Here is a 24,369-nt window from a genome sequence, read left to right as displayed (position 1 = left end):
CGGCGGCCCTTCCGCGAGGTCAGAATCCCGCCTTGATCCGCTCGAAGGCTTCCGCCTGCCGCTGGCGGAGCTGGCCGTCCATCGGGAGCTGCGCGAGGACGGGCGCGTCGATCTGGCCCAGACCGGACGCTTCCAGTGCCGCTTCGCCCTGATCCTGCATCGCCACCTGATTGGATTGTCCGAACCCGGAGGCGAGGAGCGGCTCGGTCGCGGAAGGGTCGAGCATCGCGTTCAGGTAGTCGTAGACCAGATCCTCCTCGCCGTCCGCCTCCACCATGTTGACATAGCCGCAGAGCCAGAGGGACGAGCCTTCCTCGGCCTCGCGCTGGAAGCCGATGGGGAAACCCTCGGCGGCCATGGCAGGCAGCGTCTCGTTCCACGCCCAGGCGATCAGAACCTCGCCCGAGGACAGCAGCTGCGCCAGCTCCGCGGGATCGGTCCAGTAAGTGCGGAGGTTCGGATGAACCCGTCGGAGCCAATCGCTCGCCGCCTCGAACTCGGCGTCGGTCACCTCGGACCAGTCGGTGACGCCGGTCGCGAGATAGGCCAGCGCATAGGCGTCGTCGACATTGTCGGGCAGGGCCATGCGACCCTGGTACTTCGGGTCGAGGAACACGTCGAGCGACGCCACGTCCTCGGCGGGCACCGCCTCCGTGTCGTAGGCGATGGCGGTGGAGCCGTAATCGGTGGGGACGAAGTAGACCTCCCCGGCCGATGAGACGTCCTGCCCGGTCAGGTCGCGGTTCAGGTTCTCCCAGTTCGGGATGCGCGACAGGTCCCACGGCTCGAGCAGGCCGGATTCCTCGAACTTGGTGACGGAGCCCGCGCAGATATGGGTCGTGTCGGCGCGGAACCCGGAGGCGAGCTTCTGGAACGCCTCCTCCTCGTCGCCGAAGAAGGCGAAGTCCGGGCTTTCGCCGTGCTCCTCGATATAGGCCGCGTGGAACTCGGGATCCTCGAATCCCGCATAGTCGAACACGGTCATCTGCGCGGCGGCGGGCAGGGCGGCCGCGGTCGCGGCGCCGGCGAGCAGAAGGGCGCGTAGGGTCATTCGGTCGTCTCCCGGTTGGCACTTTTGCCGCCGACGTTAGGGCGCGTGGCGGGAGACGTCCAGCCGGGCGGCACAGGGATGCACGTTGCCTCAGCGGCAGCGCGGATCCGGGTGCAATCCGCCGGGCGGACGGCCCGGTGGACGAGAGCGGTGGTTGACCTGCGCGGTGTGGGATACACCGATGGGCACAGGTTGCTGAAGGGGGATCGACGCAATGAGCTTCAAGGCGCTGCTGGTCGAGAAGACCGGGGACGAGACGCGGGCGTCCGTGCAGGAGATCGACGAGGGCCGTCTGCCGGAGGCCGGGGTCACGGTCGCGGTCGAGTATTCGACGGTGAACTACAAGGACGGGCTCTGCATGGGGCCGGGGGGCGGGTTGGTGCGGAGCTATCCGCACGTGCCCGGCATCGACTTCGCCGGCACCGTCGAAGCCTCCGACGACGACCGCTACAAGCCCGGCGACAAGGTCGTCCTGACCGGCTGGCGCGTGGGCGAGGCGCATTGGGGCGGCTACGCGCAAAAGGCGCGGGTGAAGGCCGACTGGCTGGTGCCGCTCCCGGGCGGGCTGACCACGCGGCAGGCGATGGCGGTCGGGACGGCGGGCTTCACCGCGATGCTCGCCGTTCAGGCCCTGGAGGATCACGGCCTCAAGGCGGGGCCGATCCTCGTGACCGGCGCGGCGGGCGGGGTGGGCTCCGTCGCCGTCGCGCTTCTCGCCGCGATGGGGCGGGAGGTCGCGGCGGTGACCGGACGGCCGGAGCAGGCGGACTACCTCCGGGACCTCGGCGCAACCCGGATCGTTCCGCGCGAGGATCTGGCCGAGACGGTCAAGCGTCCACTCGAGAGCGAGGCGTGGGGCGGCTGCGTCGATGCGGTGGGCGGCGCGATGCTGGCGCGGGTGCTCGGGCAGATGGAATACGGCGCGTCGGTCGCCGCCGTCGGCCTCGCCGGCGGCGCCGATCTTCCCGCGAAGGTCATTCCGTTCCTTCTGCGGGCGGTGAACCTCCTCGGGATCGATTCGGTCCTGCAGCCCTACGAGAACCGCGTTCGCGCGTGGGACCGCCTCGCACGGCTGCTGCCGATGGAGAAGCTCGAGTCGATGGTCGTGCCCGCGACGCTGGAGGATTTGCCGAAGCTCGGCGCGGACATTCTCAAGGGGCGCGTGCGGGGGCGCGTCGTGGTCGATGTCGGCGGCTGACGGGCTCCGGCGCTGTGCCGGTCGGGCGACAAGGTTGCCGAAATACCGTGTCCGGGCTGGCCAACGCGGGCTTTGACGTTAACCTAGGGGCGAGACCGGCAGCAGAACGCGCGCTTGGCGACCGATGTTGCCCGCTTGTAACGGCGATGACGGCGTAACGGCAATGACGACGGGGACGACGATGACAGACACCACAAGCCAGGGCATACCCGCCCCGGACGGAGAGGCCGACACGATCGACACGGACTACAACGTCGGTCAGGACAACGTCGGCGGAAATCTCGGGCCGTTCGGCTTCGACATTCACAACCCGGTCTTCGTTGTGTCGGGGCTAGTGATCATCGCGTTCACGTTCTACACGCTCGCCCTTCCCGATCAGGCAAGCAGCCTCTTCACCTACCTGTTCGGGGCGGTGACCAAGGGCTTCGACTGGTTCTTCCTTCTGTCGGCCAACATCATCGTCCTGTTCTGCCTGCTGCTGATCATCACGCCGATGGGGTCGATCCGGCTGGGCGGCGTGGATGCGCGTCCCGATTACGGCTATGTCGCATGGTTCGCGATGCTCTTCGCGGCCGGCATGGGCATCGGCCTGATGTTCTACGGCGTGTCCGAGCCGCTCACGCATTTCTCCACGGCGAACGGCGACCTGTCCTATGGCGTGGCCTATCTGGGCGAGGACGACCCGACCCCGTTCGGGGACGCGCTCGGCATCGTCGCGCCCTCGCAGGAGGCCGTCGAGGCCGGACTGGACGAGGCGGGGCTCGGCGACGCGCGCGCCGATTTCGCCGCGGCGACCGCCCGATCCGACTGGGCCCCGCTCGGCGCGGCGACCGGCAACGAGGTGGAAGCGGTGCGCCTCGGCATGGCGGCCACGATCTTCCACTGGGGCCTGCACCCCTGGGCGATCTATGCGGTCGTGGCGCTGGCGCTGGCGCTGTTCAGCTACAACAAGGGCCTTCCGCTCACGCTCCGCTCCGCTTTCTATCCGCTCTTCGGGGAACGCGTCTGGGGCTGGGCCGGACACGTCATCGACATCCTCGCGGTCTTCGCGACGCTGTTCGGCCTCGCGACCTCGCTGGGCTTCGGCGCGACGCAGGCGGCCAACGGCCTGACCTATCTCTTCGGATCCGGCGACGCGGCGGAGGGCACGCGGACGTTCCTCGGCATGGCCTTCGGTAACACGGAGGAGAGCGGGACGGAAAATTCGGGGGCGCTGCTGGTGCTGCTGATCACCGCCATCACCGGCGTCGCGCTGATTTCGGTGCTTCGCGGTCTCGAGGGCGGGGTGAAGGTGCTCTCGGAGATCAACATGGGCCTCGCGGTGGTGCTCTTGCTGTTCGTGTTGTTCGTGGGACCGACCCTCGCCATCCTCACCGGGTTCCTCGACAGCCTTCTGGCCTACGTGACCTACCTGCCCGCGCTGGCGAACCCGTTCGGACGCGAGGACGTGAACTTCAGCCAGGGCTGGACCTCGTTCTACTGGGCATGGTGGATCTCCTGGTCGCCCTTTGTCGGCATGTTCATCGCCCGCGTCAGCCGCGGCCGCACCGTGCGGGAGTTCCTGGTCTGCGTCCTGCTCATCCCGTCGCTGGTCTGCGTGCTCTGGATGAGCGTGTTCGGCGGCACGGCAATCCAGCAGGTGATCGTCGACGGCTATACCGGTGCGCAGGACGCGGCGCTGGAGCTCCAGCTCTTCCGGATGCTGGAGGAGTTGCCGCTCGCGACACTGACCTCGCTCATCGGGATCATCCTCGTGATCGTGTTCTTCGTCACCTCGTCGGATTCCGGCTCGTTGGTGATCGACACGATCACCGCCGGCGGCAAGATCGACGCGCCGGTGCCGCAGCGGGTGTTCTGGTGCATCTTCGAGGGTGCGGTGGCGATGGTCCTGCTGCTGTCGGCGAGCGGGCTCGGGGCGCTGCAATCCATGGTCATCTCCACGGGCCTGCCGTTCACGGTCGTGCTTCTGCTGATGTGCGTCGCGATCTGGAAGGGGCTCGCGTCGGAACGGGCCGCGATCCGGCAGGCGAAGCCGGCCGAATAGACACCGCGACAGAGCGGATCGCGGGGGCCTTCGGGCCCCCGTTCGGCGTTCAGGGGGCGATCCGGCTTTCCCGCAGGTGCGCGCGGAGCGCCGCCGCCGACCACCCCGCGGCCCGGTAGCTCGCTAGGCTGCGCGCATCATCGCGTTTGGCCAGTCGCTTGCCCGCCGCGTCGCGGACGAGGTCGTGGTGGTGGTAGGCCGGGTTCGGCAGCGCGAGCAGGCGTTGCAGCGCGACGTGGATCGGGGTCGCCTCGGTCAGGTCGGCGCCCCGGGTAACGAGGTCGATTCCCTGGGCCGCGTCGTCCACCGCGACGGCGAGATGGTAGGACGTGCCGAGATCGCGCCGGGCAACGACCACGTCACCGATCGTATTCGCGAAGGTGCGCGCATCCATCGACCGGGGCAGGTCCGTCTCCGTCCAGGCAAGATCGGGCACCGCGCGGGCGTCGAGCCGAAGCGCGACCCCCTCGGGTCGCGGGCCCGCGCGCGAGGCGCCGCGGCAGGTGCCGGGGTAGACCACGCCGTCGGGGCCATGGAGCGGTGCTCCCTCCTGCGGCGCGGCGGCAGCGGCGAGGATGTCCCGGCGATTGCAGATGCAGGGAAACAGCAGGCCCGCCGCCCAAAGCCGGTCGAGCGCATCGAGATAGGCCGCCATCCGGTCCGACTGCCGCAGCACCGCGCCCGTCCAGCCGAGGCCGAGCCAGCGGAGGTCGTCCCGGATCGCCGCCTCCCATTCGGGCTTCGAGCGCTGCCGGTCGATATCCTCGATCCTGAGGCGCATCTCGCCCAGATCGTGCGCCACCATCGCGGCCCAGGCATGGCCCAGATGCAGCGGGCCCGTGGGCGACGGTGCGAAGCGGGTGACGGGCACGGCCCTATTCGGCCGCCTGGCGCAGCCCCAGCCAGCCCGTCCAGTCGGCCTTGGCCCGGTCGGTGTACATCTTGTAGCGGGCCGGACGCCCGCGGCGCCCGCCGCGCGCCTCGACCGGGGGGAACAGGCCGAAATTGACGTTCATCGGCTGAAAGGTCCTGGCCTCCGCGCCGCCGGTGATGTGGGTGACGAGCGCGCCCGTCGCCGTGGTCTGCGGCACGGGCGGCAGCTTCTCGCCGCGCATCTCGGCCGCCGCGAGGCGCCCCGCGAGGAGGCCCATCGCCGCGCTCTCCACATAGCCCTCGACCCCGGTGATCTGGCCCGCGAAGCGGACGTTCGGCCGCGAACGCAGGCGCATCTCGTCGTCGAGCAGGGTGGGCGAGTTGATGAAGGTGTTGCGATGGATGCCGCCGAGACGGGCGAAGCGGGCCTCCTCCAGCCCCGGAATCATCGCGAACACGGCCTTCTGCGAACCGTATTTCATCTTCGTCTGGAAGCCGACGATGTTGTAAAGTGTGCCGAGCGCGTTGTCGCGGCGTAGCTGGACGACCGCATGCGCCTTCACGTCGGGCTGGTGCGGGTTTGTCAGGCCCACGGGTTTCATCGGCCCGTGGCGGAGCGTCTCGCGGCCGCGTTCGGCCATGACCTCGATGGGCAGGCAGCCGTCGAAATAGCCCGCCGTCTCGCCGTCGTGGAACTCGGTCGTCTCCGCGGCGAGCAGGGCGTCGATGAACGCGTCGTAGGTGTCGCGGTCCATCGGGCAGTTGATGTAGGCCGTGCGCTCCGCCTCCGTCGCGCCCTTGTCGTAGCGCGATTGCCGCCACGCGCGCGTCATGTCGATCGAATCGGCATGCACGATGGGGGCGATGGCGTCGAAGAAGGCGAGCGCGTCCTGCCCGGCCTCGGCGGCGATGGCGGCGGCGAGCTTCGAGCCGGTGAGCGGCCCCGTCGCGACGATCCACCGCCCCTCGCGGGGCAGCTCGGCGACCTCCTCCTCGACTACTTCGATGCGCGGATGGGCGCGGATGCGCGCCGTCACCGCCTCCGCGAAGGCGTCCCGGTCCACGGCCAGCGCGCCGCCCGCGGGCAGCCGATGCGTCTCGGCCATCGCCATCAGGAGACCGCCCGCCGCGCGCATCTCCCAATGAAGGAGGCCCACGGCGTTCTGCTCGTCGTCGTCGGAGCGGAAGGAGTTGGAGCAGACCATCTCAGCCAGCGCGCCGGTCCGGTGCGCGAAGGTGCCGACGCGTGGCCGCATCTCGTGGATCACGACGGGCACGCCGGCCTCGGCGGCCTGCCAGGCGGCTTCGCAGCCGGCCATGCCGCCGCCGACAATATGAAGGGTCTCGGTCATGGCCCCTGACCTACGCGCGCAGGCGGTCGAGGGGAAGGGCGGGCGGTTTCACGATCGCCGGACCGAACGCGGTTCGCGCCCGGCCGCTCAGGGTCCCGTGCCGTTCGCCGGCGCGCCGCAGAACCAGTCCACCACGGCGCGGAGATTGGCGTCGCCATGCCGCGTCTCGTGGTAGGTGATCCAGAGTTCGCCGGGCCGGTCGTTGTTTGGCAGGTCGGCGAGGACGAGCCCGTCCTCCGGCCCGACCAGGAAGTCGGGCAGCAATCCCGGCAGGCCCGTGGCGAGGATCATCTCCTTGGCCATCGGCATCTCTTCCACCCGGTAGCGGGGTTCCGCGTGGGCGCCGCCATAGATCGCGAGCGCGGCATCGGCGTCCGGGTAGCGGTGCGACAGGCCGATCCATTCGCCGTTCAGGACGTGGTCCCGGCCGTGATAGACCCGCAGGGAATAGTCCCGGAACTTGCGCGCCTTGAGCCGGCCACCTTGCGGACGGCCGATGCGCACCTGGATGTCGGCCTCGCCCAGACCTTGTGCGTAGACTTTGTCGGTCAGGGTCAGCATGATCTGCGGCAGCGCGTGCGACAGCTCCGCGGTGCGCGGCAGGATGAAATGCGCGTGTACCGCGGGCGGGGCGGATATCTCGATCCCGACGCGGTCGCCCGCCCCGCCGCCGCGCAGGTTGCCGAGCTCCCCCCGCAGGCGCTGGTCGAGCTCCTCCGCGACCTCGGCGAGCCGTTCGGCGGCACGCGTCGCCTTGAAGGTCGCTCCGCGCTTCTCGAAGAGCGGCACGCCAAGGTCGTGGCTCAGACGGTCGATCCGGCGCGAAACGGTGGCGACGTTGGTATTCAGGTAGCGGGCCGCGGCGGACATCGTGCCGTGCCTGTTCATCGCGAGGACGAACTTGAGGTCGTCCCAGTTGTCGAGATCCATCGCATTCCCCCGCCGGTTCGCAACCCTCTCTCCGGCGTCGCCCCAACGCTAGCGCCGGGGCGACGCGAACGCCATCCCGGACTTGCAGGATTCGTCAGGCTTCCGGCTCATCCGTGTCCGCGGCACTGCTGTCGGCCACCCGTGCGACCGACACGACCTTCTCGCCGCCCCGCGTGTCGAACACCCGCACGCCGCCGGCGGAGCGCGACCGGAAGCTGATGCCGTCCACCGGGCAGCGGATCGACTGTCCGGTCGACGTCGCGAGCATGATCTGGTCATCCATCTCCACCGGAAAGGCCGCCACGATCGGGCCGCCGCGCGCGGCGCGGTCCTGCGCGCCGACACCCATGCCGCCGCGTCCGCGCACCGGGTAGTCGTGCGAGGAAGAGAGCTTGCCGGCGCCGGATTCGGTGATCGTCAGGATCAGGTCCTCGGCCGCCGACATCTCCGAATAGCGCTCCGTCGAGAAGTTCGGATCGGCCGGCGCCTCCTCCTCGTCGCCCTCCGCCTCGTCGGCGAGGCCGGCCATGGCCCGACGCATCTTGAGGTAGGCCGTCCGCTCCTCCGAGGTGGCGTCGAAATGCCGGATCACGGCCATCGAAACGACCGCGTCGTCCTCGCCCAGGCGGATGCCGCGCACGCCGGTCGAGGCGCGGGAGTTGAAGACGCGGACGTCGGTCGCGGGGAAGCGGATCGCCCGGCCCGACCGGGTGACGAGCATCACGTCGTCGTCGTTCGAGGCGATGCGGGCGTTGATGAGGTGCCACCCCTCGCTTTCGCCCTCGAACTTCATGGCGATCTTGCCGTTGCGCATGACGTTGGCGAAGTCCGACAGCGCATTGCGCCGGACCGTTCCGTGATCGGTGGCGAAGACCACCTGAAGGTCGCCCCAATCCTTCTCGTCGCGGTCCACCGGCATGATGGCGGCGATCCCGGTGCCCGAGGTGATCGGCAGGAGGTTGACGAGCGCCTTGCCCCGCGCCGTGCGCCCGCCTTGCGGCAGGCGCCAGGTCTTGAGCTTGTAGACCATCCCGTCGGTCGTGAAGAACAGCAGCGGCGTATGCGTGTTGGCGACGAAGAGCGTGGTGACCACGTCCTCCTGCTTCGTCGACATGCCCGCCGTGCCCTTGCCGCCGCGCTTCTGGGCGCGGAACTCCGCGAGCGGCGTGCGCTTGGCGTAGCCCGAGGCGGTGATCGTGACGACCATGTCCTCGCGCTCGATCAGATCCTCGTCGTCCATGTCGCCGGACCAGTCCGAGATCTCGGTGCGGCGCGGCACGGCGAATTGCTGGCGGACCTCGCGCAGCTCGTCCTCGATGATGGAGAGGATGCGGGCGCGGGAGCCGAGGATGTCGAGGTAGTCCTTGATCTTTCCCGCCAGCTCCTCGAGCTCGTCGGTCACCTCTTTGACACCGAGCTGCGTGAGGCGCTGGAGCTGCAACGCCAGGATCGCGCGGGCCTGCGTTTCCGACAGGTTGTAGGTGCCGTCGTCGTTCATCTTGTGGGTCGGGTCGTCGATCAGGCGGATGAACGGCGCGATCTCCTCGGCCGGCCAGCGGCGCGTCATCAACGCCTGGCGCGCGGCGGCGGCGTCGGCGGAGGCGCGGATCGTGCGGACGACCTCGTCCACGTTCGACACCGCCACGGCGAGACCGCAGAGGACGTGACTGCGCTCCCGGGCGCGGCGCAGCTCGTAGGCGGTGCGGCGGGCGACGACCTCCTCGCGGAAATCGACGAAGGCGGTAAGGAAACCGCGCAGCGTCAGCTGCTCCGGACGGCCGCCGTTCAGCGCCAGCATGTTGCAGGCGAAGGAGGTCTGCATCGGCGTGAAGCGGAACAGCTGGTTCAGCACCACCTCCGGCGTGGCGTCGCGCTTGAGCTCGACCACCACCCGCACGCCGACGCGGTCGGATTCGTCCTGCACATGCGCGATCCCCTCGATCCGCCGCTCCTTGGCGGCCTCGGCGATGCGCTCGACCATCACGGCCTTGTTCACCTGATAGGGGATCTCGTCGATGACGATGGCGAAGCGGTCCTTCCGCGTCTCCTCCACCCGGGTCTTGGAGCGCATGATCACGGAGCCGCGCCCCTCGAGATAGGCCTTCCGGATGCCGGAGCGCCCGAGGATGGTGGCGCCGGTCGGAAAATCCGGGCCGGGCACGATCTCCATCAGCGCCTCGGACGACAGGTCGGGGTTCTCGATCAGCGCGAGGCAGGCGTCGATCACCTCGCCCAGGTTGTGAGGCGGAATGTTGGTCGCCATGCCGACGGCGATGCCGCCCGCGCCGTTGACGAGCATGTTCGGAAAGCGCGCGGGAAGGACCGTCGGCTCGGTGTCCTTGCCGTCGTAGTTCGGGACGAAGTCGACGGTCTCCTTGTCGATGTCGGCCAGAAGCGCGCCGGCGGACTTTGCCATCCGCACCTCGGTGTAGCGGAAGGCGGCGGCGTTGTCGCCGTCCATGGAGCCGAAGTTCCCCTGTCCGTCGAGAAGCGGCAGGGACATCGAGAAGGGCTGCGTCATCCGCACCAGCGCCTCGTAGATCGCGCTGTCGCCGTGCGGGTGGTAGTTGCCCATGACGTCGCCGACCGGGCGGGCAGACTTGCGGTAGGGCTTGTCGTGGGTGTTGCCGGTCTCGTGCATCGAATACAGGATTCGGCGATGCACGGGCTTCAGCCCATCCCGCAGGTCGGGGATCGCGCGGGAAATGATCACCGACATCGCGTAGTCGAGGAACGAGGTCCGCATCTCGTCGACGATGGAGATCTGCGGCCCCGCATGGGCCATCACCGTACGCCCGTTGCCCTCCGGCTCGCCGTCCGTGATCTCAGGGTCTTGCGGCTCGTCGGTCATGCACAGCTCCACCCCGGGCAGGGTCCAGATTTAGTCGTGTCTTCCCATAGCATCCGCTGCATATGGGCTCAACCTCGGGGGTATCCCTGGGTTTGCGGCCGCTGCGGCCGCGTCGCCGCCAGGATCCAGAGGGCGGCCAGCGCAAGCGACAGGACCGCGTTCCAGCCGGCCATCGTGAGGCCGAATCGCCAGACGATGTCGTCGCACAGCACGAGCGTCTCGGGGATGTCGGTCGAAAGGAGGTCGCCGCCGGACATGCCGGACAGCCCCGCGCCGGAGCCGGTGCAGGAGGCGGGGCCCGGCCACCAGCCCTGCTCCACGCCTGCGTGGAAGGCGCCGATACCCGCGGTCGCAAGCGCGGCGAGCGCCGCGAGGGCGGCCATCGCGCGCGGCGGGAGCCCGGCCAGCGCCGCGATGCCGAGCGCGATGGCGGCGGCATGCGGCCAGCGCTGCCACAGGCACATCGCGCAGGGCGCGTAGCCCGCGAGCTGGAACAGGAACGCGCCGCCCAGCAGTCCGACATGACCGGTCGTGGCGAGGGCGACGAGGCGCCTCATACGTACCTCAACAGAAACACCGCGCCGACGAGGAGCACGCAGAACAGCGTGAAGACGAGGCCCAGCCGTCGCTCGATGAAATCCCGCACCGGCGGCCCGAAGCGCCACAGCAGCGCGGCCACGAGAAAGAAGCGCAAGCCGCGTGCGACGATGGAGGAAACCACGAAGACCGGGATCGACAGGCCCGTCGCGCCCGACAGGATGGTGATGACCTTGAAGGGAAAGGGCGTGATCCCCGCGATCAGCACGGCCCATGCGCCCCATTCGTTGTAGCGCAGGCGGAACGGCTCGAAATTGTCGCCCTTTCCAAGCGCGCTCAGGATGGGCTCGCCCAGCGACTCCCAGGCGAAGTAGCCGATCGCGTAGCCGAGAAGCGCGCCCGCGACGCTGGCGACGGTGCAGACCCCCGCGATGATCCAGGCGCGATGCGGCGCGGCGAGCACCATCGGGATCAGCAGAACGTCCGGCGGGATCGGAAAGACGGAACTCTCGATGAAGCTCACGACGGCAAGGACCCAGATCGCTTGCGGATGTGCCGCCCAGGACAGGGTCCAGTCGTAGAGCTTTCGGATCATGGCGTTGCCGGTCACATGGAAAACGGGCAAGGTCAAGCGTGAAGCCTTCGGGGGAACAACCACATGCAGTGACGCGGACGCAGGGGTAGCGGGAACATCGTGGATCGGCGGGGACGGCGCGGCGGGGCGGGACTCGCCGGCGGCGTCGGCGGCGTCGGATTGATCGCGGTGGTCGTCATCGGCTGGTTCCTCGGCATCGACCTGACGCCGCTTCTGCAGGGCGGCGGCGGCGGCTATACCGACACGGCGGGAGAGACCCGCTCCCTGAGCGAAGCGGAACGGGCGGAGGGCGAGTTCGTTTCCGTCGTCCTCGCGGATACGGAGGAGGTCTGGGCCGACGTGTTCGACGCGCAGGTGAGCGAGGCCTATCGACCGCCGGTCCTCGTCCTTTACTCGGGGGTTACGCAAAGTCCCTGCGGCGGCGCAAGCGGCGCGACGGGGCCCTTCTACTGCCCCTCCGACAACCGCATCTATCTCGACACCGCGTTCTTCACGACGCTGGAAGAGCGTCTGGGCGCGGGCGGCGACTTCGCGGCCGCCTATGTCGTGGCCCACGAGGTCGCTCATCACGTTCAGGACGAACTCGGCGTCCTCGGTCAAGCCAACCGCATCCGCGCACAGAGCACGCAGGAACAGTCGAACGCGATCTCGGTACGCATCGAGCTTCAGGCCGATTGTTTCTCCGGCATCTGGGCGCGGCAGGCGCAGGTACGGTTCGGCTCGCTCGACCCGGGCGATCTCGAGGAGGCGGTGAACGCGGCGCGCCGGATCGGCGATGACGTGCTGCAGGAACGGGCGGGGCAGGTGCCGATGCCGCACACCTTCACGCACGGCACGTCGGAGCAGCGCGCACGCTGGTTCCGAACCGGCTATGAATCGGGCGAGATTCCCGCCTGCGACACGTTCTCGGCGCGGGGTCTGTGATTGACGCGCCGATGGCACGGGTCTAGGTCGGCGCTGTCCATCGCGCGGCCCGTGTGGCGGAATTGGTAGACGCAGCGGATTCAAAATCCGCCGCCGCAAGGCTTGCCGGTTCGAGTCCGGCCACGGGTACCAGACCTCTCCGGGTGGCCGGGGAGCGACATTCCAGGGCCGAATGACCGGCCCTGCAGTAACGCGTTGCGATTTTCCGAAAATTCGATACAAAGCCGGCACGCCCGGTGGGGGGCGGCAGAGGCTTCCGGGGGGCGGCCGCGGGTGAACGCATCCGGTCGGATGCCGGTCACGGTCCCGTCGTGCGTCCTTCGGGATTGCCGCCGCGGGCCTTGCCGGTGCCGAACCCCCGTCGTCCCGCGTCCGCCGCACCAGATGTCCGCGCCGCCTGATCCGACCGGAAGGGCATCGGTTGAGCGGAGACAGGCAATGACGGAATTCGGAACGACGTCGGGGCGGCACGCGGTGTCGCGGACGCGCGCGGTGGCGCGATGACCGACCGCACGCGGATCGACTTCAACGACCTTGGCGCCGGGACGATCGTGTCGGACCAGTACGCCTCCCGCGGGGTGCGGATCGATTCCCTGGGCGCCGACGGCGCGCCCGACGGGCGTCACCCGGTCATGGCTTTCGATACCGCCCGGCCGACCGGCGGCGACCGGGACCTCGCGACCCCGGACCTCCGCAAGGTCCTGATCCTGTCGGAGGACCGGGACCGCTCCGACCCCGACGACAACGCGGATGGCGGCGTCATCGCCTTCGTGTTCGACCGCCTGGCCTTCCTTCACTCGCTCCTGTTGCTCGACATCGACGCCGGCGCGACGGTCGAGCTTTTCGACCCGGACGGCCGCAGCCTGCTGACGCGGGACGCGCAGACCGGGAATGGCGGCCGGGTGGAACTTTCCCTCGACACCGCGAACGTGAAGTCGATGACGGTCACGCTGAACGGATCGGGCGCGGTCGACAACCTCGTCTTCACCGCCGGACTCGTGTCGAGGCCGGACGGCATCGTCGACGGGACGGATGGCGGCGACCTCATCGCCGCAGGCTATGTCGATGCGGACGGCGATAGCATCGACGGCAATGACGCGTTCCTGCCCGGTGAGCGCGGCGACGACGATATCGTGCGCGCGGGGGCCGGCGACGACACGATCCGGGGCCTCGCCGGCGACGACGAGATCGCGGCGGGCGCGGGTCGGGACGTGGTCGAGGGCGGCGCCGGCAACGACGTGATCGACGGGGAGGCCGGCGCGGACAGCATCGGCGGGGGCGAAGGCGACGATTCCCTCCTCGGCGGGTCCGGCGACGACACCGTGACGGGTGGCGTCGGCTTCGACACGGTCGAAGGCGGCGAGGGCAACGACGCCATCGACGGCGGCGAGGGCTCGGACCGCCTCTTCGGCGGTGGCGGCAACGACACCCTGTTCGGCGGAATCGGAAACGACCTGCTGGACGGCGGCGACGACAACGACGTCCTGGATGGCGGGGAGGGCCGCGACATCCTTCGCGGGGGCGGCGGCGACGATCTGCTGTCCGGCGGAGCGGACGCGGACACGCTCTTCGGCGGCACCGGGAACGACGGCCTCGCAGGCGGCGACGGCGACGATGTGCTTTCGGGAGAGAGCGGCGACGACGTATTGCGCGGCGCCGCGGGGAATGACCGGCTGACCGGCGGGGCAGGACGCGACGACATCTTCGGCGGCGACGATCGCGACATCATCTTCGGCGCGACGCCCGGGGACCGCATCGATGGCGGGAGCGGCGGCGACGATTACGACATCCTCGACCTGCGCGGCTCGGATGTCAGTTCCATTTCCTATGACCGCGGCGATCCGGAATCCGGGATCGTCCGGTTCGAGGGCGGCGGCTCCGCCCGCTTCGAAGAGATCGAGCGCGTCGTGCCCTGCTTCACGCCCGGAACGCGTATCGCCACCGAACGGGGGGAGGTCGCGGTCGAGCGCCTTCGCCCCGGGGACCGGGTGCGGACACGCGACGATGGGTTGCAGCCGATCCGCTGGATCGGGCACCGCGATCTGTCGGCGGCGGACCTCGCGATGGACGAAACCCTCTGCCCGGTGCGGATCGCGAGGGGGGCGCTCGGGGGCGGCCTGCCGGAGCGGGAGATGCGCGTCTCGCCGCAGCATCGCGTTCTCGTGGCCGATGGAATGACGAGCCTTTATTTCGGCATCGACGAAGTGCTCGTCGCAGCGCGACATCTGGTCGGCCGGCCCGGCATCGCGCACGATGCCGCGGGAGCTGTGAGCTACATCCACCTCCTCTTCGATCGGCACCAGCTCGTCCTGTCCGACGGGGCCTGGACCGAGAGCTTCCAGCCGGGGCCGCATTCGCTTGCCGGGCTGGCATCCGGAAGCCGGGTCGAGATCCTGCGGCTGTTTCCCGAACTGGCACGGAAGGCCGATGTCTATCCAGCGGCGCGGCCGGCCCTGAAACGGCGCGAGGCGGCCTTGCTGCGCTTCTGACCCATTCCCGTTTGTGCCCTCCGGTTTTCATGATAACCGGTGCGGACGAGGACGCGCGGAGGGTTTATGCGGCGCTGGCATTTCTACGTCATGGGTTGGATCGCGCTGATCTACGGACTTCTTGCGGCAGCGGAGTACGTCCTCGTCTCCTACGAGCTAAAGATCGCCTGGCTCCACCTCTACCCACAGGTCCAGATCGTGTGGCTGGAAACGCTGCCGAACTGGGTGCACGGGGTCTGGGCGGGACATTCGCTGCTGGCGCTCGTCGGCGCGCTCTGCCTTCTCGCCCGTGTCCGGGCGGCGGTCTGGATGCTGGCCTTCGCATTCCTGACGCTTCTCGTCCTGGCGATCTGGGCGCTGTTCTTCGCGGAGCCGACGATGGTCGCGCTGACGGGAGGAGGCGTGCTCGTCTGGGTCACGACGGGGCTCGTTCTGCTCCTGAGCTTCCTTCTCTACCTCTACGTGCGTCAGGAGAAAGTCGCCGGCGAAGTGTTCTGAAGTGGTTTACCCGCCCGGGGCGGGTTGCTAGGTCGCTCCGACCATAAGGCTCGGACTTTCGATGACATCTCGGCTGGAGATCCAGGGTCTCGTTCGCCGCCTGGGCGGGCGGGCCGTGGTCGACGACATCTCGCTTTCGGTTCCAGCCGGTCAGGTGACCTGCCTCCTTGGGCCATCCGGCTGCGGCAAGTCGACGACGCTGCGCCTCATCGCCGGGGTCGACCGGCAGGATGCCGGCTCCATCGCGCTCAACGGCCGGGTCGTGTCCGACGGCGCGGTCCACGTCCCCCCCGAGGCGCGCGGCGTCGGCCTGATGTTTCAGGATTTCGCGCTCTTCCCGCACCTGAACGTGATGCAGAACGTGGCCTTCGGCCTGCCGCGCGGCGGGCATTCCGCGGCGCGGGTGGCGGAACTCCTCGAACGCGTTGATCTCGCGGGTTACGACGGAAAGCATCCGCACGAGCTTTCGGGCGGCGAGCAGCAGCGCGTGGCGCTCGCTCGCGCCTTGGCGCCGCGTCCGGGCATCATGCTGATGGACGAGCCGTTTTCCGGTCTCGACAACCGTCTGCGCGACGAGATCCGCGACGCGACCTTGAGCGTGTTGAAGGAGGAGGGGACCGCCGTACTCCTCGTCACGCACGAACCAGACGAGGCGATGCGGATGGCCGACGAGATCGCGCTGATGCGAAACGGACGGATCGTGCAGCATGCCGCGCCCTACAACATGTACAACGCCCCCGTGGACCGTGCGGCGGCGGCCTTCTTCAGCGACATCAATACGCTGACCGGCACCGTCCGCGGCGCGCTGACCGACACGCCCTTCGGACAGTTCCTCGCCCCCGGACGGCCCGACGGCACCGAGGTCGACATCGTGTTCCGGCCCCAGCACGTCCGCATCGACTTCGACCGGGGCGGCCGTGGACCGCACCCGACCGCGGCCGAGGGCACACCTGCACGCGGCACGGTGAAGCGTGCGCGGTTCATGGGGAAGGAAAGCCTCGTCGACTTCGCGATGGACGACGGACAGACGGTGACGGCCACGGTACCTGCGGTGTTTTTGCCGAAGCCGGGCACGGTGCTGTGGCTGTCGATCCGTCGGGAGCGTTGCTTCGTGTTCCGCCGCTGACGCATTCCTGAAACGAACGACGCCGCCGCGAGGGTCGCGACGGCGTTCGAAACGCGATCTGTTAGGACGTCAGGCGCCCCAGCTTCGGACGTTGCCGCAATCGATATGGGTGAAGTTCGAGCGGCTGTACTTGCCGACGCCGCCCGCCGAGCAGGCCGCCGCCGCACGCGCCACCTGACTGACGGACCGCGAGTTCAGCCGCAGATCCGCGGCCTGTCCCTGGAGATGCAGCGAATGCTTCGCCACGCCTCTCGAGCGGGCGCGCAGCATCGCGTTCGTCGCCGGCGAACGATAGCCCGAAAGCAGCATGAACGGCTCGCGCACGTCCACAAGCCGATGCGTCGCCGCGATGATGTCGAGCGTCCGGTTGTCGATCGCGTGGACCTCGTTGCGACGCCAGTCCCGGAAGAAGACGTTGATCTCGTTCATCGCCTCGCGGATGTAGCGGCCATCGACCCAGTAGATCGTGTCCATGGCCTCGCCGGTCCGTGGATTGTGCATCTTGATGCGGCGAATGTCGCCGCCGCCCCGGAGGAACCCGGCGGCGTTCGTATAGGTGGGTGCGGCCGCCACGGCGGTTGCCGCGAACGCACCGAGAAGCCCACGCCGAGAGATCGACGTGCCTGCACACGTTTCATTGGTCACAATACTGCCCCGTCCACTGCTTGGACCGTCTGTCGCGGCCTCAGGTGTCTCATCCCCATGTGACAGGCTTCGTTTCGCACAATTCATCCGATTCTCGAACATTGTTCCTGCCACGACGAGACATAGGCAGAAATCCGCCAAGTGTGCCGCGTTCCGCGATCCGCCGGGAATGTTGCCGGTTTGCCCGCCCGACGAGTTTTCGGGTTCGATTGACGCCTTCGTGGACACGTCCGGTTGATTTCGTCGCGCAGCTCTTTGTCGTGACATCCGGAAACGCCTCGTCGTGCCATCGTTCTCCCTGCTGATGTGTCGCAGGGCAGGTTGCGGCCGCGCGCCACGGGAGCGGGGGCGTCGCCCCCCGGGACTGACCGATGTGGCTGGGGTATCCGGCACGCATCGCGTCCGCCGACTTCGACGCGCGATTGATAGCGGCGCTGTAGGCGTTTCGAAATGATAAAGGCTAGCGCGTCGATGGGCAGGCCGGCCCGGCGACCCGTACCGTATCGAACGCCCCGGTGAAGGACCCGCTCGGTCGGATCCTCGTCGGGCTTCAACGGCTGCGCTAGATGAGCGAGCCGCCGGGGTGGAACTGACGGCAGAGCGCAGTTAAGTCCCAAAGCGGGGCGTCGGGGCTCCCGCCGGAGGCATAGCATGTTCACCCTGTCCGAAATCGCCGAGACGCTGGGCCGCCCCGTGGAGGGTGACGGCACGCTGCGTTTCCTGCGCGCGTCGGAACCGGGGGCGGCAGGGCCCGACGATCTGGCACTGGCGATGTCGCCCGCCTATGGCGACGCGCTTCGCGAGGGGCGGGCGCGGGGGGCCATCCTTTGGGACGGGGCGGATTGGCGCGGTATGGGTCTCGAAGGCGCGGTTCTCGTCCCGCGCGCCCGCCTGGCGATGGCGGGAATCACCTCGGCCCTCGACGCCGGGCCGCGCATCGCCCCGGGCGTGCATCCGACCGCGCTTGTGGAAGACGGGGCGGAGATCGGACCGGACGCCGCAATCGGGCCCTACGTGGTCATCGGCGCCGGGGTCCGCATCGGGGCGCGCGCTCGGATCGCCGCCCATGCGACGGTGGCGGAGGACGCGGTGCTGGGCGACGATGTCCTGCTGATGCAGGGGGTTCGTATCGGGGCGCGCGTGCGCATCGGGCATCGGGTCATCGCCCAGCCCAATGCCGTGATCGGCGGCGACGGCTTCAGCTTTGTGACGCCCGAGGAATCCGGTGTGGAACGGGCCCGGAAATCTCTGGGCGATCAGGGCGAGGTCCGCGAACAAGGCTGGACGCGCATCCATTCGCTGGGCTCGGTCGAGATCGGCGACGATGTCGAGATCGGCGCCAATTCGACGATCGATCGCGGCACGATCGCGAACACCGTGGTCGGGCGGGGCACCAAGATCGACAACCTCGTGATGATCGGCCACAACGACCGCATCGGCGAGGATTGCCTGTTCTGCGCACATGTCGGTGTCTCGGGCGGCACGACGATCGGCAACCGGGTCGTCCTGGCCGGCAAGGTCGGCGTCAACGACAACATCACCATCGGCGACGACGTCGTCGCGGGCGGCGGGACCAACATCTATACCCGCGTGGCTTCGGGCGAAGTCGTGATGGGTTCGCCCGCGGTAAAGATGGAGACCAACATGGCGATGTACCGCGCGCTCCGCCGGCTGCCGCGCGCGCTCGAGCAACTGGCGGATCTGCGCAAGCGCGTTGGAGGCGGCAATGGCGGCTGACCTGCGCGCGCGCGTCCAGGCCATCCTGGCCGAGCAGGCCATGGTCGACGCGGCCGACGTGACCGACGATCAGTCGCCCGCCGATCTGGGCATCGACAGCATGGGCGTGGTGGAGGTGATCTTCGCTATCGAGGAGGCGTTCGACATCCAGGTGCCGTTCAACGCGAACGAGCCGGGGGCGAGCGGGTTCGACATCGCCTCCGTCGGCGCCATCGCCGCGGCGGTCGAACGTCTCGTCGCCGAGCAGCACGGCTGATCCGGGACCGGTGCGCCGTGTCGTCATCACCGGCAGGGGCACGGTCAACGCGCTCGGCCGCGACGTGCCGGAAACGCTCGCCGCGATGCGCGCCGGGCATTCGGCCATCGGCACGCTGGAGCTGCGCGACCTCGACCGCCTCTCGATCCGGATCGGCGCGCAGGTGCGGGGCTACGACGAGACGAAGCATTTCGGTCGGGCGGAGCTGACGTTTTACGATCGCGCGACGCAGTTCGCCATCCTGTCGGCCCGGCAGGCGGTGGCCGAAGCCGGGCTGGAGAACGACCCCGACCTCGCTGATCGGGCCGGCGTCGTCCTCGGCACGTCGGGGGGGGGGCTGACCACGCAGGACGAGAACTTCCGCGCGGTCTACGAGGCCGGCAAGAACCGGGTGCACCCCTTCGTCGTGCCCCGGCTGATGGCGAACGCGGCGGCCTCCCATCTGAGCATGCTTCACGATCTCAGGGGGCCGGCCCTCACCGTCTCCACGGCCTGCGCGAGTTCGAACCATGCCATCGCGCAGGCCGCGCAGATCATCCGCGCCGGAATGGCCGACGTGATGCTGACCGGCGGGGCGGAGGCGATGCTCTGCTTCGGTGGCGTGAAAGCCTGGGAGGGATTGCGGGTGCTGTCCTCCGATACCTGCCGGCCGTTCTGCGCGACGCGGTCGGGCATGGTGCAAGGCGAAGGAGCCGGCGTGTTCGTTCTGGAGGATCGCGACCGCGCGTTGGCCCGCGGCGCGACCGTGTTCGGAGAGATCGTCGGCGTGGCCATGAACGCGGACGCCGCCGACATCGTTGCGCCGTCCCGCGACGGCGCCGCCCGCGCGATGATGGCCGCGCTGCGGGATGCAGGCCTGCCTGCGGGCGAGATCGGCTACGTCAATGCCCACGGCACGGGGACCGCGGCGAACGACAGGACGGAATGCGCGGCCATCCGCGATGTTTTCGGCCACGCGGCGCAGGATGTGATCGTGTCCTCGACGAAATCCATGCACGGGCATTGCATCGGCGCGACCGGGGCGATCGAGTTGCTGGCCTGCCTCATGGCGCTCGACGAGGGCGTGGTGGCGCCGACGGCGAACTGGCGCGCCGCCGACCCGGAGTGCGACCTCGATGTGGTCCCGAACGTCGCGCGCAAGATCCCGGTGGCGGCCTGCCTTTCGAACGCCTTCGCCTTCGGCGGCATGAACGCGGTGGTCGTTCTGGCAAGGCCGTGACAGCGGAAGGGCTCCGGGTGCCCCCGGGGCCCGCGCGCGACACGGATCAGTTGTCGCCCTATTCCGCGTTCGGAAGCTCGATCGCCGCAAGACCGGCCGTGAAGCCCGACAGGGACATCGTGAGCTCCGCCGCCTGATCGGGGGCGAGCGCCGGAACCACGACGAGCGTGGCGCTCGATCCGCGCTTCAGCGCGGCGACGTCCTCGGCGGTGAAGCCCATCCGGGAATAGCAGCCGGACTGGTCGCAGAAGCTGAACGGGTAGCGCCGCGGCGCGCTGCCGTCGATGGTCATCGTCACCTGCGCGGTCAGCAGCGTCTGCAACGGCGTCAGGATCGTCGCACCGACCGCGATGTCACTGTCGTCGGGTACGTCGAAGACGTTGACGTCGGCCGTCGGATTGCCGTTCTGATCCGCCAGCCGCTGATAAAGCTGGCACGGATCTTCCTGCCCCTCGGGCGCGCGGAGGCAGCGGACCTGCCAGGAGCCGTGCTCCTCGCGAACGTAGATCTCGGGACCGCCGCCGAGGGCTTCGCCGACATCCTGTCCGACCGCGAGATCGCCGCCCGGGACGACGGGTCCGGCCCCGGCGGCGGTCGCGTCGCCATCCGCCGCAGGCGCGCCGGCCCCGGATGCGTCGGGCGCCGGAACGGTTTCCTCGACGGCGGGCGCGTCGGTTTCGGGTGTGTCGGCGTCCTGCGCGAGAGCGGGGGTGGCGAGCGCCAGCGTCAGCGCGAGCGATGCGGACAAGCGGAACGGAAAAGCAGGCAAGGCGAGTCTCCTGTCGAGGTTTCGCGCGCCGATTACCACGCGAACCGGAGGATGTGCAGGGGGTTGGATCGGGCTGCGTCGCTGTCGCGGAACACGCCTTTGCGAACGGATGGTGCGACATAAAAAAGGGGCCTCGAACGAAGGCCCCTTCCGATTGTTTGTTCTCTCCCCGTCGGACTGGCCGACTTGATGCGCAGGACCATAGGCAGCACGATTTGAACCGTCAACAGGCGAAATCAGGGGAAACCGGGACGAAAAAAGCCACGCGGTGGGGGCCGCGCGGCCAGTTCGACAGGGAGACAGACCGGAGCGGACGACACTGTGCGCCCCGGTCTCCCGCTGTTATGGCGGAGTGGTTCTAAAATGCGGTTAACGGCGGGGTGTAAAACCGATTGACGTCGTGGAGGCGATATTTGTCGGCGGCGCGGACCGGGTTGAGCCGCAAGGTCTTCGCCTCGACCACGCGAATCGTCACGGGGTCATCGCCGGGGCGGCGGGCACGAGCAAGACGGCGACCCTGCAAATCCTGTCGCGGGGTTCCTCGGAGGCCGGCGTGCCGGTCTTGCCATGCCTAGCTCCGGGGTGCACGACCTGCATCCGGCGTTTGTCGAACGGGCAACGCGGATCGGGCTCGACCTGCCCTATGCCGCGGCGCCGGTCACGTTCCGGGATCTCTGGGACGAGGCCGGACATCCGGTGCGCAAGACGATCCCGGAGATGGGTCCGCTCTTGTTCGCCCGGCTGATGGAGCTGACGGACGTACAGGAAGGCGTGCTCGACATCGCGTTCCGGGCGGCCGACGCGGAGGGGCTGGGACAGCTTGATCCGAAGGACTTGTAGTCGCTGCTGGTCTGAGTGGGAGAGCGCCGCAAGGACCTGTAGCTCCTATCGGAACTCTTCGAGCGACTGCCCGAGGTAGGCGATGCCGGAAAGTCGAAGCTTGTCTTCTTCTTCGACGAGGCCACCTGTTCCTCGACGACGCGTCGTGCGCGCTGATCGAAAAGGTCGAGCAGGTGGCGCGGCTGATCCGGTCCGGGGGCGTCGGCGTCTATGCGTGACGCAGAATCCGGAGGATATTCCGGGGCAGCTTGGCAGTCGCGTGCAGCACAGGCTGCGCGCAATCACGGCTAAGGATCGGCGCGTCTCGGCGCAGGTGGTGCAGAACTATCGCGCGAACCCGGACTTCGGCATCGCGGAGACGATCCGCGAGGTCGGCAAGGGCGAGACGGTCACGTCCTCCCTCGAACGCAAGAGCATCCCCGGTATGGCGGAGCGGACGCTGATCCGCCCGCTGGCGTCGCGCCTCGGCCCGATCATGCTAGCGGAACGGGCTGCGATCGTCGCAGCGTCCCCGGTGGCGGGACGCTACGACACGGCGGTGGACAGCGAGAGCGCCACGAGATCCTCGCGAAGCGCGCAGCGGAGTCGTCCCGCGTCGAGGCTCCGGGCGACGAGTGGACCCAAAAGTTCGTTCGGCGCTATACGGGGTCGTTGCGCAGCGGGTCCTCGCGGGGGACACCGTCGGGGAGACGTTCGCCAAGTCCTTCGCCAGGTCCCTCGGCACGCAGGCCGACAGGACTATCATGCGCGGGGTTCACGGAGACTGTTTCGCGGTTGGTGACAATGGCACCTAGCTGGTATTCGTCATTCCCATTCGATCGTGCCCGGCGGCTTCGAGGTGATGTCGTAGGTCACTCGGTTGATGCCCGGCACCTCGTTGATGATCCGCGTCGCGGTCTCGCCGAGGAAGTCGTGGCTGAACGGGTAGTAATCGGCCGTCATCCCGTCGACGGAGGTCACGGCGCGCAGCGCGCAGGCGAAATCGTAGGTCCGCCCGTCGCCCATCACACCGACCGTGCGGACGGGCAGGATGGCGACGAAGGCCTGCCAGATCTCGTCGTAGAGACCATGCCGCCGGATCTGATCGATATACACCGCGTCCGCCTTGCGTAGGATATCGAGCTTGTGCCGGGTGATCTCCCCCGGGCAACGGATGGCAAGGCCGGGGCCAGGGAAAGGATGGCGCCCGATGAAGCTCGGCGGCAAGCCCAGCTCCCGTCCGAGCTCGCGCACCTCGTCCTTGAAAAGTTCGCGTAGCGGCTCGATCAGCTTCAAGCCCATCTTCTCAGGCAGGCCACCGACATTGTGGTGCGACTTGATCGTCACCGACGGGCCGCCCGAAAAGCTGACGGATTCGATGACGTCTGGGTAAAGCGTGCCCTGCGCGAGGAACTCGGCGCCGCCGACCTCGGCCGCATGCTTCTGGAAGACGTCGATGAAGAGGCGGCCGATCGTCTTCCGCTTCGTTTCCGGATCGGAAACACCGTCGAGCGCGTCGAGGAACAGGTCCCGCTCGTCCGCGTGAACGAGCGGGATGTTGTAGTGGTCGCCGAACATCCGCACGACCTCGTCGGCCTCGCCCTGCCGGAGAAGGCCGTGATCGACAAAGACGCAGGTGAGCTGGTCGCCGATCGCCTCGTGGATCAGCACGGCCGCCACGGAGGAATCGACGCCGCCCGACAGGCCGCAGATGACCTTGCCGTCGCCGACCTGTTCCCGAATCGCCGCGATCGCCTGATCGCGGTAGCCCGCCATGGTCCAGTCGCCCTCGAACCCGGCAATACGCACGAAATTCTCGAAGAGAAGCCGGCCCTTGGGGGTATGGTGCACTTCGGGGTGGAACTGCATCCCGTAGAAGTGCCGCGACGCGTCGGCGACGACGGCGAAGGGCGCGCCGGGCGAAGTGGCATAGACTTCGAATCCCGACGCAATACGGTCCACATGGTCGCCATGCGACATCCAGACCTGCTCGCGGCCGGTCGATTCGAGACCGTCGAACCAGCCCTCGAGGAGGTCGAGTTTCGTTTCGCGGGTCACGAAGGCGCGGCCGAACTCCGCGCTGCCCTCGCCGCGCACGACCCGGCCGCCGAGCATCTGCATCATCACCTGTTGCCCGTAGCAGATGCCGAGAACGGGCACGCCGAGTTCGAAGATCTCCGCCGGCGGGCGCGGACTGTCGGTGTCGGGGACCGAGGCCGGGCCGCCCGACAGGATCACCGCCCTGGGCGCACGCTCGCGAAGCAGATCGAGGGTGACGTTCTGAAAGGGGTGTATCTCGCAATAGACGTTCAGCTCGCGCAGGCGTCGCGCGATGAGCTGCGTCACCTGGCTACCGAAATCGACGATGAAGAGGCATTGATGCTTGGGCAGATCCATGATCCGCGCCTTACCCGCGGGGCGAGCGGACGGCAAGATCGGGTCCGGCTGCATGTCGT

Annotated in this window: 20 protein-coding genes, 1 tRNA gene and 3 pseudogenes; 14 read left to right on the top strand and 10 right to left on the bottom strand. The window is 68.6% G+C overall.

Annotation, left to right across the window (positions count from 1 at the left end):
* Positions 1-19: 19 nt before the first annotated feature.
* Positions 20-1,051, bottom strand: a complete 1,032-nt coding sequence (locus tag Q1B08_RS00945; protein WP_299813279.1) for an extracellular solute-binding protein — start codon at positions 1,049-1,051, stop codon at positions 20-22.
* Positions 1,052-1,265: 214 nt separating this feature from the next.
* Here Q1B08_RS00945 and Q1B08_RS00940 point away from each other — a divergent pair, with 214 nt between their 5' ends.
* Complete coding sequence (locus Q1B08_RS00940; RefSeq protein ID WP_299813276.1) at positions 1,266-2,249, top strand: MDR family oxidoreductase; 984 nt, start codon at positions 1,266-1,268, stop codon at positions 2,247-2,249.
* 181 nt (positions 2,250-2,430) lie between these two features.
* On the top strand, positions 2,431-4,293 hold the full coding sequence (locus Q1B08_RS00935; protein ID WP_299813273.1) for a BCCT family transporter: 1,863 nt from the start codon (positions 2,431-2,433) through the stop codon (positions 4,291-4,293).
* A gap of 49 nt (positions 4,294-4,342) precedes the next feature.
* On the opposite strand, the gene gluQRS is transcribed toward Q1B08_RS00935, so the two are convergent.
* The 6 genes from gluQRS to Q1B08_RS00905 all read right to left on the bottom strand — a co-directional run bounded on the left by gluQRS (position 4,343) and on the right by Q1B08_RS00905 (position 11,431).
* Positions 4,343-5,164, bottom strand: a complete 822-nt coding sequence (gene gluQRS / locus Q1B08_RS00930) for a tRNA glutamyl-Q(34) synthetase GluQRS (protein ID WP_299813270.1) — start codon at positions 5,162-5,164, stop codon at positions 4,343-4,345.
* 4 nt (positions 5,165-5,168) lie between these two features.
* The gene (gene trmFO / locus Q1B08_RS00925; protein WP_299813267.1) at positions 5,169-6,518 is read right to left on the bottom strand and encodes a methylenetetrahydrofolate--tRNA-(uracil(54)-C(5))-methyltransferase (FADH(2)-oxidizing) TrmFO; all 1,350 of its coding nucleotides are present in this window, start codon (positions 6,516-6,518) and stop codon (positions 5,169-5,171) included.
* Between the two features lie 87 nt (positions 6,519-6,605).
* Positions 6,606-7,448 (bottom strand): LysR family transcriptional regulator, encoded by an 843-nt coding sequence (locus Q1B08_RS00920; protein ID WP_299813264.1) that lies wholly within the window; start codon positions 7,446-7,448, stop codon positions 6,606-6,608.
* Between the two features lie 94 nt (positions 7,449-7,542).
* Entirely contained in the window at positions 7,543-10,299 is a 2,757-nt protein-coding gene (gene gyrA, locus Q1B08_RS00915; RefSeq protein WP_299813261.1) for a DNA gyrase subunit A, read from the bottom strand.
* A 68-nt stretch (positions 10,300-10,367) separates the two neighbouring features.
* On the bottom strand, positions 10,368-10,856 hold the full coding sequence (locus tag Q1B08_RS00910; RefSeq protein ID WP_299813258.1) for a disulfide bond formation protein B: 489 nt from the start codon (positions 10,854-10,856) through the stop codon (positions 10,368-10,370).
* Positions 10,853-11,431, bottom strand: coding sequence for a YqaA family protein (locus Q1B08_RS00905; RefSeq protein WP_299814851.1), 579 nt, complete (start codon positions 11,429-11,431; stop codon positions 10,853-10,855). The genes Q1B08_RS00910 and Q1B08_RS00905 overlap by 4 nt, the downstream gene beginning before the upstream one ends.
* A gap of 84 nt (positions 11,432-11,515) precedes the next feature.
* On the opposite strand from Q1B08_RS00905, the pseudogene Q1B08_RS00900 reads away from it, so the two are divergent.
* From Q1B08_RS00900 to Q1B08_RS00880, 5 genes and pseudogenes are all read left to right on the top strand, one after another.
* Positions 11,516-12,355, top strand: a pseudogene (locus Q1B08_RS00900) (neutral zinc metallopeptidase); the annotation flags it as partial.
* A gap of 47 nt (positions 12,356-12,402) precedes the next feature.
* Positions 12,403-12,487, top strand: a tRNA-Leu gene (locus tag Q1B08_RS00895).
* Positions 12,488-12,855: 368 nt separating this feature from the next.
* A complete protein-coding gene (locus tag Q1B08_RS00890; RefSeq protein ID WP_299813255.1) occupies positions 12,856-14,844 on the top strand; it encodes a Hint domain-containing protein in 1,989 nt (662 codons plus the stop codon).
* 66 nt (positions 14,845-14,910) lie between these two features.
* On the top strand, positions 14,911-15,342 hold the full coding sequence (locus tag Q1B08_RS00885; RefSeq protein WP_299813252.1) for a hypothetical protein: 432 nt from the start codon (positions 14,911-14,913) through the stop codon (positions 15,340-15,342).
* 61 nt (positions 15,343-15,403) lie between these two features.
* Complete coding sequence (locus Q1B08_RS00880; protein WP_299813249.1) at positions 15,404-16,468, top strand: ABC transporter ATP-binding protein; 1,065 nt, start codon at positions 15,404-15,406, stop codon at positions 16,466-16,468.
* Positions 16,469-16,537: 69 nt separating this feature from the next.
* Here the strand turns inward: Q1B08_RS00880 and Q1B08_RS00875 are convergent, their stop codons facing one another.
* Positions 16,538-17,113, bottom strand: a complete 576-nt coding sequence (locus tag Q1B08_RS00875; protein ID WP_299813246.1) for a DUF882 domain-containing protein — start codon at positions 17,111-17,113, stop codon at positions 16,538-16,540.
* Positions 17,114-17,764: 651 nt separating this feature from the next.
* On the opposite strand from Q1B08_RS00875, the gene lpxD reads away from it, so the two are divergent.
* Genes lpxD through Q1B08_RS00860 form a run of 3 tightly spaced genes read left to right on the top strand, consistent with a single transcriptional unit; the run spans position 17,765 to position 20,325 of the window.
* The gene (gene lpxD, locus Q1B08_RS00870) at positions 17,765-18,850 is read left to right on the top strand and encodes a UDP-3-O-(3-hydroxymyristoyl)glucosamine N-acyltransferase (protein ID WP_299813243.1); all 1,086 of its coding nucleotides are present in this window, start codon (positions 17,765-17,767) and stop codon (positions 18,848-18,850) included.
* Positions 18,840-19,106 carry an acyl carrier protein gene (locus Q1B08_RS00865; protein WP_299813240.1) on the top strand — a complete coding sequence of 89 codons (267 nt, stop codon included), beginning with the start codon at positions 18,840-18,842 and terminating at the stop codon, positions 19,104-19,106. The genes lpxD and Q1B08_RS00865 overlap by 11 nt, the downstream gene beginning before the upstream one ends.
* A gap of 10 nt (positions 19,107-19,116) precedes the next feature.
* Complete coding sequence (locus Q1B08_RS00860) at positions 19,117-20,325, top strand: beta-ketoacyl-[acyl-carrier-protein] synthase family protein (RefSeq protein WP_299813237.1); 1,209 nt, start codon at positions 19,117-19,119, stop codon at positions 20,323-20,325.
* 58 nt (positions 20,326-20,383) lie between these two features.
* Here the strand turns inward: Q1B08_RS00860 and Q1B08_RS00855 are convergent, their stop codons facing one another.
* The gene (locus Q1B08_RS00855) at positions 20,384-21,094 is read right to left on the bottom strand and encodes an invasion associated locus B family protein (protein ID WP_299813234.1); all 711 of its coding nucleotides are present in this window, start codon (positions 21,092-21,094) and stop codon (positions 20,384-20,386) included.
* Between the two features lie 400 nt (positions 21,095-21,494).
* Between Q1B08_RS00855 and Q1B08_RS21975 the strand changes: the two are divergent.
* From Q1B08_RS21975 to Q1B08_RS21960, 4 genes and pseudogenes are all read left to right on the top strand, one after another.
* A pseudogene (locus Q1B08_RS21975) lies at positions 21,495-21,602 on the top strand (hypothetical protein); the annotation flags it as partial.
* A gap of 59 nt (positions 21,603-21,661) precedes the next feature.
* A complete protein-coding gene (locus Q1B08_RS21970) occupies positions 21,662-21,934 on the top strand; it encodes a helicase HerA-like domain-containing protein (protein ID WP_366139957.1) in 273 nt (90 codons plus the stop codon).
* A 66-nt stretch (positions 21,935-22,000) separates the two neighbouring features.
* Positions 22,001-22,152: pseudogene (locus Q1B08_RS21965) on the top strand (helicase HerA-like domain-containing protein).
* Positions 22,080-22,715, top strand: a complete 636-nt coding sequence (locus tag Q1B08_RS21960) for a helicase HerA-like domain-containing protein (RefSeq protein ID WP_366139956.1) — start codon at positions 22,080-22,082, stop codon at positions 22,713-22,715. Before Q1B08_RS21965 ends, Q1B08_RS21960 begins: the two are co-directional and overlap by 73 nt.
* A gap of 23 nt (positions 22,716-22,738) precedes the next feature.
* Here the strand turns inward: Q1B08_RS21960 and guaA are convergent, their stop codons facing one another.
* On the bottom strand, positions 22,739-24,304 hold the full coding sequence (gene guaA, locus Q1B08_RS00845) for a glutamine-hydrolyzing GMP synthase (protein WP_299814848.1): 1,566 nt from the start codon (positions 24,302-24,304) through the stop codon (positions 22,739-22,741).
* Positions 24,305-24,369: the final 65 nt, after the last annotated feature.

This window comes from uncultured Jannaschia sp., assembly GCF_947494025.1.
In the GTDB taxonomy this organism is placed as follows: Bacteria; Pseudomonadota; Alphaproteobacteria; order Rhodobacterales; family Rhodobacteraceae; genus Jannaschia.
Note: the sequence above shows the minus strand (reverse complement) of the source record. Positions and strands in the feature narration are given on the sequence as shown.